At 54.2% G+C, this 13,655-nt stretch carries 12 protein-coding genes; 4 read left to right on the top strand and 8 right to left on the bottom strand.

Going from position 1 to position 13,655, the window contains the following annotated elements; genetic code table 11:
* Positions 1-14 precede the first annotated feature (14 nt).
* The 3 genes from TH30_RS09310 to coxB all read right to left on the bottom strand — a co-directional run bounded on the left by TH30_RS09310 (position 15) and on the right by coxB (position 3,467).
* Positions 15-941 carry a heme o synthase gene (locus TH30_RS09310; RefSeq protein ID WP_181850202.1) on the bottom strand — a complete coding sequence of 309 codons (927 nt, stop codon included), beginning with the start codon at positions 939-941 and terminating at the stop codon, positions 15-17.
* A gap of 79 nt (positions 942-1,020) precedes the next feature.
* Positions 1,021-2,604 carry a cytochrome c oxidase subunit I gene (gene ctaD / locus TH30_RS09305; protein ID WP_114097824.1) on the bottom strand — a complete coding sequence of 528 codons (1,584 nt, stop codon included), beginning with the start codon at positions 2,602-2,604 and terminating at the stop codon, positions 1,021-1,023.
* 11 nt (positions 2,605-2,615) lie between these two features.
* On the bottom strand, positions 2,616-3,467 hold the full coding sequence (gene coxB / locus TH30_RS09300) for a cytochrome c oxidase subunit II (protein WP_114097823.1): 852 nt from the start codon (positions 3,465-3,467) through the stop codon (positions 2,616-2,618).
* Positions 3,468-3,544: 77 nt separating this feature from the next.
* Between coxB and TH30_RS21980 the strand changes: the two genes are divergently transcribed.
* Both TH30_RS21980 and TH30_RS09295 read left to right on the top strand, forming a co-directional pair.
* Complete coding sequence (locus TH30_RS21980; protein WP_147251958.1) at positions 3,545-3,841, top strand: hypothetical protein; 297 nt, start codon at positions 3,545-3,547, stop codon at positions 3,839-3,841.
* A gap of 431 nt (positions 3,842-4,272) precedes the next feature.
* Positions 4,273-5,091: a hypothetical protein gene (locus TH30_RS09295; protein WP_258548673.1), complete on the top strand. Its 819-nt coding sequence runs from the start codon at positions 4,273-4,275 to the stop codon at positions 5,089-5,091.
* A gap of 82 nt (positions 5,092-5,173) precedes the next feature.
* On the opposite strand, the gene TH30_RS09290 is transcribed toward TH30_RS09295, so the two are convergent.
* A complete protein-coding gene (locus TH30_RS09290; protein WP_114097822.1) occupies positions 5,174-5,752 on the bottom strand; it encodes a YqgE/AlgH family protein in 579 nt (192 codons plus the stop codon).
* A 348-nt stretch (positions 5,753-6,100) separates the two neighbouring features.
* Here TH30_RS09290 and TH30_RS09285 point away from each other — a divergent pair, with 348 nt between their 5' ends.
* Together TH30_RS09285 and TH30_RS09280 are read left to right on the top strand one after the other, a co-directional pair.
* Positions 6,101-8,341, top strand: coding sequence for a protein-disulfide reductase DsbD family protein (locus TH30_RS09285; RefSeq protein WP_114097821.1), 2,241 nt, complete (start codon positions 6,101-6,103; stop codon positions 8,339-8,341).
* A 166-nt stretch (positions 8,342-8,507) separates the two neighbouring features.
* Positions 8,508-8,987 carry a peroxiredoxin gene (locus tag TH30_RS09280; RefSeq protein ID WP_114097820.1) on the top strand — a complete coding sequence of 160 codons (480 nt, stop codon included), beginning with the start codon at positions 8,508-8,510 and terminating at the stop codon, positions 8,985-8,987.
* An 81-nt stretch (positions 8,988-9,068) separates the two neighbouring features.
* On the opposite strand, the gene TH30_RS09275 is transcribed toward TH30_RS09280, so the two are convergent.
* From TH30_RS09275 to gcvPA, 4 genes are all read right to left on the bottom strand, one after another.
* The gene (locus TH30_RS09275) at positions 9,069-9,473 is read right to left on the bottom strand and encodes a hypothetical protein (protein WP_258548672.1); all 405 of its coding nucleotides are present in this window, start codon (positions 9,471-9,473) and stop codon (positions 9,069-9,071) included.
* Between the two features lie 208 nt (positions 9,474-9,681).
* A complete protein-coding gene (locus TH30_RS09270) occupies positions 9,682-10,602 on the bottom strand; it encodes a protein phosphatase CheZ (RefSeq protein ID WP_114098037.1) in 921 nt (306 codons plus the stop codon).
* Between the two features lie 202 nt (positions 10,603-10,804).
* Entirely contained in the window at positions 10,805-12,301 is a 1,497-nt protein-coding gene (gene gcvPB / locus TH30_RS09265; RefSeq protein WP_114097819.1) for an aminomethyl-transferring glycine dehydrogenase subunit GcvPB, read from the bottom strand.
* On the bottom strand, positions 12,298-13,653 hold the full coding sequence (gene gcvPA, locus TH30_RS09260; protein ID WP_114097818.1) for an aminomethyl-transferring glycine dehydrogenase subunit GcvPA: 1,356 nt from the start codon (positions 13,651-13,653) through the stop codon (positions 12,298-12,300). The genes gcvPB and gcvPA overlap by 4 nt, the downstream gene beginning before the upstream one ends.
* Between the last annotated feature and the right edge of the window lie 2 nt (positions 13,654-13,655).

Genomic DNA, 13,655 nt, shown 5'->3' with positions numbered 1-13,655 from the left:
TTTGGAGGACTCCGTCATGCGATCACCCCGTCAAGCCAGACATCTGCAACCATCGCCCCGAACAGGACAAACAGATACAGGATCGAATATCCAAACATCTTGTGCGGGGCGCGTTCCTCGGCATTGCGCAGAACACGAACCGCATGGCGCAGGAACCAAAGCCCGGTCAGGGCCGCCGTAACGCCATAAAAGACACCAAGCAAACCGGTCGCGACCGGCACCAGCGTGATCGGCAACAACAGAAGCGTATAAACCAGCATCTGTTTCTTCGTTGCGGCCTCGCCGGCCACGACGGGCATCATCGGCACGCCAACCTTGGCATAATCGCCACAGCGGAACAGCGCCAGCGCCCAGAAATGCGGCGGTGTCCACATAAAGATAATCATGAACAGCGCGATTGAATTCAGATCAACCCCGCCCGTCACCGACGCCCAGCCGATCATCGGGGGGAAGGCCCCGGCGGCACCGCCAATGACAATATTCTGTGGTGTACTGCGCTTAAGCCACATGGTGTAAACGAACACATAGAACGCAATCGACACCGCAAGCAAAACAGCAGCTGCGATATTGACGGCAACCGCCATCACCGTCACCGACACAATCGACAACGCGATGCCAAGCGACAGTGCTTCGTCCGCTGGCACGCGCCCTGCCGGGATTGGCCGGTTCTGGGTACGCTTCATATGGATGTCGATATCGCGATCATACCACATGTTAATGGATGCCGCCGCACCACTGGCCACAGCGATACAGGCGATTGCGACGAGTCCAAGGAACGGATGGATGGATCCCGGGGCAATCAACAGACCAACTGCACCGGTGAAAACCACAAGCGTCATGACGCCCGGCTTTAGCAATGCAATATAGTCGCGCACATCCGAAACCGGCAGCGATACTGCGTTTTCGAGTGCTATGGTCTGGTCGGCAACCTGCTTGGTCATGGAACTCTGGTCTTCTCTTTTGGGGCGGCAGGATGTCCCCCGCAAACCAAGGCCTGCGGGGGACTTAAACCAGTGTCACTTACTTGATACGCGGCAGTTCGTCAAAGGTATGGAACGGCGGCGGAGAGCTCACAGTCCATTCCAGCGTATCGGCACCTTCCCCGTACGGATTTGCCTCGGCCTTCTTGCCACGGATGAAGGCATGCGCCACCACACAGAGGAAGAAGATGGTCGCCGCAAACGAGATGTAGGCACCATAGGACGAAACCATGTTCCACCCGGCAAACGCATCCGGATAGTCGGCATAACGACGCGGCATGCCGGCCAGCCCAAGGAAGTGCTGCGGGAAGAAGGTCAGGTTAACGCCGATGAAGAACAGCCAGAAGTGGATCTTCGCACCGAGATCGGAAATCTCGTAGCCCGACATTTTGCCGAACCAGTAATAGAAGCCAGCAAAGATCGAGAAGACGGCACCAAGCGACAACACATAGTGGAAGTGCGCCACAACGAAGTAGGTATCATGCAGCGGCAGATCCATGCCCGAGTTCGCCAGCATCACACCTGTCACACCGCCCACAGTGAACAGGAAGATAAAGCCGATTGCCCAAAGCATCGGAGCACGCAGGGAGATCGAACCACCCCACATGGTCGCAATCCACGAGAAGATTTTGACCCCTGTCGGGACCGCAATCACCATCGTCGCCGCAGTGAAGTATGCGCGGGTATCAACATCCAAGCCCACGGTGTACATGTGGTGGGCCCAGACGATGAAGCCAACAACACCAATTGCCACCATCGCATAGGCCATCCCGAGATAACCAAAGACCGGCTTGCGCGAGAAGGTGGAGATGATGTGACTGATGATGCCAAAGCCCGGCAGGATCATGATGTACACTTCCGGGTGACCGAAGAACCAGAACAGATGCTGGTACAGGATCGGGTCACCGCCGCCGGCCGGGTTGAAGAAGTCCGTGCCAAAGTTACGGTCGGTCAGAAGCATGGTGATCGCGCCACCAAGAACCGGCACCGCCAGCAGAAGCAGGAATGCCGTCACCAGCATTGCCCATGCAAACAGCGGCATCTTGTGCAGGGTCATACCCGGCGCGCGCATGTTAAAGATCGTGGTAATGAAGTTCACAGCACCCAGGATCGAGCTTGCACCAGCCAGGTGCAGTGCAAAGATCGCAAGGTCGACCGACGCATCGGGATGCCCAAGCACGCCCGAAAGCGGCGGGTAAACCGTCCAACCTGTACCGGCACCACTGCCCACCACAGCTGACAGCATCAGCAGCAGGAAGGCGGGAACAATCAGCCAGAACGAAATGTTGTTCAAACGCGGGAACGCCATATCCGGCGCGCCAATCATGATCGGAACAAACCAGTTGCCGAAACCGCCAATCATGGCGGGCATGACAACAAAGAAGACCATGATCATGCCGTGTGCGGTCACGAGCACGTTGAAGAACTGGTGATCTTCAATGATCTGGGTTCCCGGCTGTGCCAGTTCCATACGGAACCAGACCGAAAACGCGCCACCGATCAAACCGGCGATCACTGAGAAAATAAGATAAAGCGTCCCGATATCCTTATGGTTGGTCGACAGGAACCAACGGGTAAAGAAGCCGGGGGTATGATCGTGATCGTGTGTATCAGCGTGAGCCATCAGTCTCTCCCTCACTCTGCCGATGCCACTGATACCGCAGACGGCAGATCAGCAGATGCGAATTCTTCTTGGGCCTCGGCTACCCAGGCCTCGTATTCTTCCATGGTAACAGCTTTGACTGCGATCGGCATATAGGCGTGGTTCACGCCGCACAGCTCGGAGCACTGACCATAGAATGTCGTTCCGGCATACTCGCCTGGAATGCGGGTCCAGGTTTCGTTCAGTCGGCCAGGAACGGCGTCAAGCTTGATGAACAGCGATGGCATTGCCCAGTTATGGATCACGTCGTCTGACGTCATGATCAGGCGAATGTTCTGGTCCACCGGCAGGACAACGGGATTGTCCACATCCAGAAGGCGGTTCTTGCCCTCGGAAACGGCGGTTTCCTCGTCGATCATCAGGGAATCAAACGTGAAGTTCCCGTGATCGGGATACTCATAGGTCCAGTACCACTGCTTGCCGATAATCTTCAGCGTCATATCGGCATCCTCAACGCGGTCTGCGAAATACAGCAGGCGGAATGAGGGGATCGCAATAACAAGGAGGATCAGCACCGGCACAACCGTCCAGACCACTTCAAGAAGGGTGTGGTGGGTTGTTTTCGACGGCACCGGGTTGCGTTTCGCGCTGAAGCGGAAAAGCACATAGAGCAACAAAGCCAACACGATCACGGTAATGATCGTCATCAACCATGTAAGCAAATTAAAGAATTTCTGGCCTTCAACAGCCACAGGCGAAACCGGATCCTGCAGCCCAAGCTGCCACGGTTCGGGTTGACCAACAGCCGCAAGTGCTGCGCCATCAAACCCGGTAAGTACCGCCAATCCCAACAAAAGAATGGGAAATAGCTTCTTGATCGACATGCGAATCTGCCCCCTCGCATTACATCTCAAGGCGATATGCCTCAATCCTCCCCGCCTCCGAAACCACCGATGGCCGAATGAATGATAATCGCCCCCTCTCAAGGACATTATCACGCTTCAACCAAAGATTAACAGCAGATCGGACCGGAGCATTTCCTCTGACATATCTTATTCTTAATAAGCCTGCACCCGAAAGTACATCTGTAAGGCAGGCAAATAGCGTATCTTCGGCACCTGATCCAGAAAAAACCTCGCTGCAATGCACAAAAAATGTATTTGATAACAGTTCAAATTATCGCTTTGGTTTTATTAAAAACGTTCGAAAATACCCACCCTTAGATAGAAAAACAGCCATTCCGGTTAGAGTTTTTTGAACCCTTTCAGCTTTGCTGCTTTGCAATATAACCGATGAACAACTTTAGAATCTCTTCAACCAATGGATAAAGCCGGACAGGTTTGATGACGGTCTGATCAGGACATCTTTTCAGGGGCGCATCGCTACGTCACATTGACGTTTCATGTCGGCGTTCTGAAATGCTGCTGACAAAACCGGTAAGCACCTGTTCAAAAACGCGATTCGCAAAAGCTGGCAACAGGCCAGAGATGATCAGCACTTGACGGGAATCTGTGGTCGAGCCCTTGAAATACCAACAGTTTCCTAGCATATCAGTAAGATGAAATTGGTTGGCGATATCAGTTTTGCGGACTATTCTACCCAAACGTATGTATCCAGATCCCTGTACGGGGTATGACACGTCCCAAAGTTTCCCCTGGATGCTGACTGGAAAATAACAGAGGTTCGCAGATGGCACGTCAAGGCAGCAAAAGACTTTTTACCGCCGAGATGCGGCTCCTCAACAAACTTGAAACCATGAGTGACATGGTTTCCTTTCCGGCCGTAGATGCCCCGACCGCTGGTCAGGGAACTGGCGGCGTGGACATTTCGTCTCTTCATACTGCGATCGAAGAGCTCAAGCTTGAGCTTCTTTCTGACATTCGCATCATGATCGAAGAGCAGAAAAAGCAGAATGCCAAGCCGACAGACAGTGAACAGGAAGATGCCCGCAATGAGTTGCGTCTTCTGAAAACCGAAATTCGTGCTCTGGCCAACTCAATTCAGGAAACCAAACGCGAAATCGCGGCTCTTTATACCGCCCCTGAAGACAGCAGCGGCACGCGCATCAACATTGTCAAGGGTGAACTTGATTCCGTTGTGGCGGCCACCGAGGATGCAACAGCCAACATCCTTGAAACCGTCGAAAAGATTGACGCGGTTGCGCACAATATCCGCTCGGCTGCACCGGACGAATATACACAAGGACTGGCTGATGACATTGTCGAACTGGTGGTCAAGGTGTTTGAGTCCTGCAACTTCCAGGACCTGACAGGGCAGCGCATCACCAAAGTCGTCAACACCATGAAATATATCGAGGAACGCGTGAATCGCGTGATCGAGATCTGGGGCGATGACGATTTTGGCGATTTCGATCTGCCCGCTGATCCCAAAGGCCTCGACAACCTTGACAAAACGGTCACCAAGGCACCGCAAAACGCCCAGCGCGTCAGTCAGGACGAGGTTGATCAGATCTTCTCGCAGGCAGAAATTGACGCCCTGTTTGATTGATCACGACATCTGTCGCTGAAAATGCAAAAGCCTGCCAGACGGCAGGCTTTTCTTTTGAGAAAACAGTGAGCTCGAAACCGGATCAGGCGTGACCAGCTTCGCCTGACAGCAGTTCCGGTGCGAAACCAAGCTTGGAAAACGCCTGTTCCCATTTGTCTTCGCAATCTACGTCAAACAACAGGTCGGCATCGGCATCAACATGCAGCCAGCCATTGGCAAGAATTTCACTTTCAAGCTGACCACTGCGCCATCCTGCATATCCCAGCGCCAGAATGCGGCTTTTGGGACCTTCGCCCAAGGCGATCTGTTCGAGGATATCAACCGTTGCAGTTACCGAGACACCCGGATCAACATGCAGGGTCGCCTCGTTTGAAAAATCGGTGGAATGCAGAACAAATCCGCGGCTGCTTTCGACCGGACCGCCAAAATGGACCTGAATATCTTCGATGGTTGGTGCCGGACGGGCAATGCCGAGTTGTTCGAGAAGTTCCGGAAAGGTGATGCTGTCAATCACACGGTTGATGACCAGCCCCATCGCCCCATCCTTATTGTGGGCACAGATATAAACAACACTTTGCGAAAAACGCGGATCACGCATGCCGGGCATCGCCACCAGCAGCTTTCCGCCAAGATATTCGCCTGTGTTGATACGCTCAGCCATCTCGTAACTCTTCCTGTCCTGTTTCATCAAGCCTAGCGCGATTAACGGCCCATTACCATCAAGAACCCCGACAAACATGACATAATTACAGTGTTCCGGGCATTTCCCTTATATTCAAGATGTAGGAACCCGCCCCTGCAATCGCCAACATTTCCGCAAAACTTTTCGTCAGATTGAGGTCGATAGACATATGTCATCGCCGCACACAGATAAATCGGTCACATAGACGTGGCTTGATTTGATCGTCTCAGGGGATTACGCCTTCAAGGCATGGAACTTTGCCTGCTTTGCGCCATATATTCGATCCAGAGTAAGGCATCCTGATATCGGCTATGTAAGGACCACGACGTGCTTCGCCACCTGATCATTCGCTTATCGCTGCTGCTTGCCGTAACGATCTTGTCGTTTGGCGGGGTGCGCCCTGCAATCGCCGCCCAGGATATGACGTCAGGCTGGACGGATGAGGACTTTGCATCCGTGCGGCTGATCAGTGCTCAAACCGGGCTTAACGGTTCGGACATGCTGCGCCTTGGCCTTGAATTCGAGTTACAGCCCGACTGGAAGATCTACTGGCGCAGTGCCGGTGACGCAGGCTTCCCGCCGCAGCTTGACTGGACCGGGTCCGAAAATCTGGGTGACGCCCAAATCCTGTGGCCTGCCCCGCATCGTTTCTCAATCTTTGGTCTCGAAACATTCGGCTACAAGAACCACATCATTTTGCCGATTGATGTCGTCATTCCCGATCCGCGCAAGGATGTCTCGATTAATCTTGATGTCGATTATCTGGTGTGCAGCGACATTTGCATTCCGGCAAATGCAAACTTCAAACTTGATGTCCCGGCATCCGTCGCAACAGGTCCGGACACAGGCGCTTCGACGGCGAGCAATCAAGCCCATCAGATTGAAAAATTTGTGTCCCGCGTTCCATTGCGCGGGGACGACCTTCCGGTTTCCGTCACAAGCATCACGGTCGACAAGGCATCAGACCAACCCGTTATGCGCCTTGGCATCAAAGGCCTGGATAAGGCGGGCGTAAGCGTCGATGACATCCTGATTGAAAGTGATGGTCGCGCCGGATTTGGCACGCCGAGCCCCGTAAAAAGCGGGTCAGCGTCAGCAAACGACATCCGGTATTTTGATCTTGCTGTCTTTGGACTGAATAATGATCAGTCTCTTGATAGCACAGATCTGACAGTCACCGTTATTGCCGGGCCATTATCGGTTGAGCAATCCGTTACGGTTGGCACGGTAAATACAGCAGACTCCACCAGCCCGACGGCGACGGCGACAATGGCAGAGGCAGAGGTAATGACCGGCACCAGCATATGGCTGATTGCTGTGTTTGCGTTGCTGGGGGGACTTATCCTCAATGTGATGCCCTGCGTATTGCCGGTCCTGTCGATCAAGGTGATGTCGGTCATCAATGTTCGCGAACAGGACATCAAACAGGTCAGATACGGTTTCCTTGCCAGTGCGGCCGGGATTGTGACGTCCTTCTGGCTGATCGCAGCCATACTGGTTGGCATCAAACTGGCTGGTGGGTCTATCGGTTGGGGTATTCAGTTCCAGCAACCGCTGTTCCTGACCGTCATGACGATCATTCTGGCCCTGTTTGCACTCAATATGTGGGGACTTTTTGAAATTAATGGTCCCAGCGAACTGGGCAATGTCGCCAATGATGCAATCAGCAATCAGGAAAATCGCGGTCGTCATCTCAGCGGTCATTTTCTGACCGGCATGTTTGCGACATTGCTGGCGACGCCGTGTTCGGCGCCGTTTCTTGGTACGGCAATCGGCTTTGCCCTTGCCGGAAGCATCGTGGATATCTTTTTGATCTTTACGCTTCTGGGGATCGGACTTGCCCTGCCTTATCTGGCAATTGCGATCCAGCCGCGTGTTGCACATCTGCTGCCAAAACCGGGCCGCTGGATGAATGTGGTCAAGGGAGTTCTCGGACTGGCACTGGTTGGGACCGCAGTATGGTTGCTTGGCATCCTGTCGGTTCAGGTCGGTCTTGGGGGTGCCATTGCCGTTGGTCTTGGTCTTGTGATCGGTGGCTTGTTTGTTTGGGCGCGCTCGCGCACCCAAAACCTGCGACCGCGTTTTGCCTTTACCGGTCTTGCTCTTGCCGGTTTCCTGATTGCGCTATTTGCTCCGGGCTTTGCCAAACCGCCAAGCCAGACCACCAGCAACCAGAATGCCGGAATACTGGAATGGCAGGCATTTGCGCCTGAAACAATCGGTACACTTGTTGCCGAGGGTAAAACAGTGCTGGTCGATGTCACCGCCGAATGGTGTGTCACCTGTCAGGTCAACAAGAAGCTGGTTCTTGAAACCACCGAGGTCGCAAACGCCCTTCGCAATGACAATATTGTTCTGATGCAGGCCGACTGGACCCGCCCTGACCAGAAAATTGCCGACTATCTGGCGTCTTACGGGCGTTTTGGTATTCCGTTCAATGCCGTCTTTGGACCGGGTGCACCTGATGGCATCCTTTTGTCCGAGCTGCTTCGGGTTGACGCGGTTTTGGGCGCTTTGCAAACGGCTGGCGGCAACACCACATCCGATATTGTCAGGAACACGCAGTAATCAGTACTTCACACGACCACAGCTCACAGACCATCTTGTCCCCGAGATGACAGTTCCTAAAAACTATGGTCGACAGCATTGAATATACAGCCGAATTGTAGTTTGATTCAGGTTCAAGATACCCATCGCGCAATCAACGGGATTGCGCATTCTTACGGAGATACCCATGACCATCACAGTCGGCAATGATATCCCGGACGTTACCCTGTTCCGCGCGACCAGCGACGGCCCCGAAGCCGTCAATTCAAAGGAATTCTTCGCAGGCCGCAAGGTCGTCCTGTTTGCAGTTCCGGGCGCTTACACCCCGACCTGCTCTGCCAAACATCTGCCGGGCTTTGTTGCCAAGGCCGACGAAATCAAGGCAAAGGGTGTCGACGAGATTGCCTGCCTTGCATCCAATGATGCTTTCGTCCTTCAGGCCTGGTCGAAATCCGAAAATGCCGAAAACATCACCATGCTTTCGGACGGTGACCTGTCATTCGTCGATGCAACGGGTCTTGAACTCGATCTGACGGGCCGTGGACTTGGCAAACGCGCCAACCGCTTCGCGATGATCGTCGATAACGGCAAAGTCACCCATCTCGCGGTTGAAGAACCGGGCGTCTTTGAAGTTTCCAGCGCCGAAGCTGTTCTTGAAAAGCTCTGATCAACAGGGCCTGATCGAAACACAGAAAGCTCCGCAGATATCTGCGGAGCTTTTCTTGTCTGAAAGACCGGATTGAATGGTTTAGCGCGGCAACAGAACCGGAATCGGGTCTTCGCTGCTGTCAAAATCGCATTCAAATGTCGGGTTGGTGTGCTTTGCAATGAAATGCACAACCCCTTCGCGGAAGGAACCCTTGATCGGCGACCAGCTCATGAACACGCCACCGCGGCCGTCATATTCACGAATGTCCGGGTCCCGCGCCAGTTCCTGAAAACTGTGGCCAAGATCCTCGGTCGCGCCAGCAACCAGCCACGACGGTTTCAAGCCGCCATGCCACAACAGATACACGCCACCCACACCGTTCAGACCGAGTTCTCTGATATCATCAATCATGAACAGGCGGTAATAATCCCCACGCGGGCTTTTGCGCCATTTAATGTCCTGAGCCTTAGGCTGGCGAATAGCACCAAGAGACCAAAATCCCATAGCAACCTCCAAGCACGCCAAAACACGTGCAACCGAATGTCACACGCATCCCAACAACGCTTCTCATTCTTATAGGTATAAACATACCCCAACATATGTAAACGATTGGTTGACGTCACATGTCAGCAAATCGCCAGAATCCTTCTTCTGCGGAAGGATTGGGTATGTCTGTTACCCAGATATAGGACAGAAAACAAGGTTTTCATCCTCAATCGAACAATTTGTCGATATCGTCCTGACTGATCCCCTCTCCTTCAAGTTGCGGACCATTCAAAAGATCCGCATCTTCAATCAGGTTTTCTTTACTCGCACCCTCGGGCACAGGAAGATCTGCAAAGGCATCCTCGCCCCAGATCAGGATCATGTTGTGGACACGTTCTTCAACAAATTCGAGCGTGCGCACGACCTTGTTGATGCGCTGTCCGGTAATGTCCTGGAAGTTACAGGACTCAAAGATTTTCGTGACGATAAAGGCGATCTGTTCGACGTGATCAGCAACAAAGTCACTGGGCGCAGAATTCTTGAGCGTCATCGCCAGATCGTCAATCTGTTCGGCGGATTCCAGAATGGTATGCGTTGCCATTTCCGTATCCTTGACGATGGCATCAAGCTCGGAGGCCGCACTGACCAGACGGTCATCAGACGCCTTTGGATGGCGTAACGATGCGATCTGGATCTTTGCCTTGTGGATATGCTCGTTCATTTCTTCGATCTGGGTACGAATCAGTTCCAGATCATCACGGTCAGGCTCGGACGCCCCCGGGCGGTTGCTATGCGTGAAGTTGCTTGAAACCGGTTCGGGCAGCTCGTCGATCGGCGCATCATTTGATGCAACCGGTGCAGCGACCGGCGCGTCGGCACTGATTGTTGCCCCGGATGCAACCGCTTCGCGCAGTTGGGATACTTCGCCGCGAAGGGCCCGGATTTCGTCGAGAACAGCTTGTGTCAAACCAGAAGGCTCTGCTGTTGCAGCCGGAGACGGCAAGGAAGACGGCATGGCTTCACCTCCGCCCATCCCGCTTTCCAGCGTCGGATCAAAGAACGAGTCCGACCAATCTTCAACGACCCCACCTGTCCGCTCTTTTAACCGACGTTCGGCAGTAAACACCTTCTGAACACGACGAGACATGATTGACTTCAAACCTCCAGAACGGGCGCAGCCCATTCACAAAATCCCCAAACGCACCGTTTGACGGCGTCGTTCATTACCTTTCGAACAAGTATAAAGGTGCAGATTGCAACAAGTCCAATGGGTTTCAAGTACAAGTCCTTGAAAAAGAACACCCCGGCCATGGACCGGGGTGCTCGCAATCTTAAAGCAGCCTTGCGTATCAAGCCGTTTCCGGTTGCCAGCGCAACACGGGCTTGCGCGCTGCTGCCGTTTCATCAAGACGACGACGCGGCGTCAGGTAAGGTGCGTTCTTGAAGAACTCTGCATCACCCGACTCGGCCTTTGCGACCAGTGCAAGCACTGCATCACAGAACTGGTCGATCGATTCCTTGGTTTCGGTTTCGGTCGGCTCGATCAGCAATGCACCATGAACGACCAGCGGGAAATACATCGTCATCGGGTGGAACCCTTCGTCGATGATTGCCTTGGCAAGATCCAGCGTCGAAACACCGGTATCTTTCAGGAAGCTGTCGTCAAACAGGGCTTCATGCATGCAATAGCCCGGGAACGCCACGCTGAGCTTTTCCTTGAGACGGGCAAGCAGATAGTTGGCATTAAGAACAGCATCACCCGACGCCTGACGCAGACCATCCGCACCGTGGCTTTTCATATAGGTCAGGGCACGAATGAACATGCCCATCTGGCCATGGAAGCCTTTCAGACGGCCAAACGGCTTCATGCCGTCATTTTCGTCTGCGGTTTCAACCAGATGGAAGCCGTTTTCATTGCGCACGACATAAGGGATCGGTGCGAACGGTGCCAGGGCTTCGGAGAACACAACCGGCCCGGAACCCGGTCCGCCACCACCATGCGGGGTGGAGAAGGTCTTGTGCAGGTTGATATGCATCGCATCAATGCCAAGATCGGCCGGGCGAACCCGACCAACAATCGCGTTGAAGTTCGCACCATCGCAATAGAAGTAACCACCAGCCGCGTGCACCAGATCGGCGATCTTGCGCACATCACGTTCGAACAGGCCGCAGGTATTCGGGTTGGTCAGCATGATACCGGCAACATCGTCACCAAGCTTGGCCTCAAACGCCGCCAGATCAACACGGCCGTCCTCGGTTGCCGGGATTGAATCAACCGTAAAGCCACATGCAGCCGCGGTTGCCGGGTTGGTCCCATGGGCCGATTCCGGCACCAGAACACGACGGCGGTTTTCGCCACGGGCATCAAGGGCCGCACGAATGGCCATCATGCCGCAAAGTTCACCCTGTGCACCGGCAGCCGGTGACATGGAAACTGCCGGCATCCCGGTCAGAACCAGCAACCAGTGTGCACACTGGTCGATCAGTTCAAGCGCACCCTGAACCGTGCTTTCGGGCTGCATCGGATGCAGATCGGAAAGACCGGGCAAACGCGCAACCTTTTCATTCAGGCGCGGGTTGTGCTTCATGGTGCAGGATCCCAGCGGGAAGAAACCGGAATCAATCCCGAAATTCTTCTGCGACAGGCGGGTAAAGTGGCGAACCACCTGCGGTTCGGACAAGCCCGGAAGACCGACATTGCTGTCACGATCAAGGCCTGCAAGGCGCGACTTCGTACCTTTCGGCTCTGGCAGATCAACGCCGGTGCGGCCTGGCTGACCCTGTTCAAAGATCAGCTTTTCTTCCAGAACAAGTCCACGGTTGCCGGTATGGGTTGTAAACGTCATGCCAGCGCCTCCTTCAATGCGGACGCAAGGGCCGCGATATCTTCATCGGTATTGGTTTCAGTAACCGCCACCAGCAGGTAATTATCCAGATCAGAACGGTTCGGATAAAGACGCGACAGTGGAACACCACCAAGAACACCCTTGGCGACCAGTGCCTCGACAACCTCGGCTGCCGGTTTGGCAAGCTTGACAGTGAACTCGTTAAAGAAGCTGTCATTCACAACCGATGCACCAGCGATGGAATCAATTGCATCCGCAGCCTTGCAGGCATTTTCGTGGTTCAGGATTGCCAGGCGACGATAACCGTCTTCTCCAAGCAGGCTCATGTGAACCGTGAATGCCAACGAGCACAGACCGGAGTTGGTGCAGATGTTCGATGTCGCCTTTTCGCGGCGGATATGCTGTTCACGGGTCGAAAGTGTCAGAACAAAACCACGCTTGCCATCCTGATCCACCGTCTCGCCACAGAGACGACCGGGCATCTGGCGTACCAGTTTCTGGGTGGTGGCAAACAGACCGACATATGGCCCGCCATAGTTCAGCGCATTGCCGATTGACTGGCCTTCACCGCAAACGATGTCGGCACCGAAGCTTCCCGGTGACTTGATCGCGCCGAATGCAACAGCCTCGGTAAAGACGACAACCAGAAGCGCGCCCTTGGCATGGCAAAGATCTGCAAGCTGGGTGTGGTCCTGAATACGACCAAAAACATCCGGGTACTGCACAACAACGCAGGCCGTCTGATCATCAATCAGTTCGCCCAGTTCCTCGACAGTTGCCTGCTGTTCCGGGTTGCCGTCACGTCCGGCAACTTCGGTATCGCTGTACTGGCAATAGGTCTCGGTGACTTCGCGGTAATGCGGATGCAGACCGCCCGAAAGAACGGCCTTTTTGCGACGGGTCGCACGGCAAGCCATCAGGACAGCCTCGGCACAGGATGTTGCACCATCCCACATCGATGCGTTGGCCACATCCATACCTGTGATCGATGCTACCTGGGTCTGGAATTCGAACAGATACTGCAACGTACCCTGCGCGATTTCCGGCTGATAGGGTGTATAGGCCGTCAGGAATTCACCGCGCTGGATGATGTAATCAACCGTTGCAGGAACATGGTGACGATAGGCACCTGCACCCAGGAAGCTTGGCACACTTGATGCGCCGATGTTTTTGGCGGCAAGCGCCTGCATGTCGCGTTCGACCTGCATTTCGCCAAGATGGCTGGGCAGATCAACCGGTGCATCAAGCAATGCGCCCTCGGGCACATCACAGTAAAGTTCATCGACTGATGACGCCCCGATGGTTTCAAGCATCACGGCGCGATCAGCGCGTGTCAGTGGAAGATAACGCATAC

It is taken from the genome of Thalassospira profundimaris, from assembly GCF_003326795.1.
Taxonomy (GTDB): Bacteria; Pseudomonadota; Alphaproteobacteria; order Rhodospirillales; family Thalassospiraceae; genus Thalassospira; species Thalassospira profundimaris_C.
Note: the sequence above shows the minus strand (reverse complement) of the source record. Positions and strands in the feature narration are given on the sequence as shown.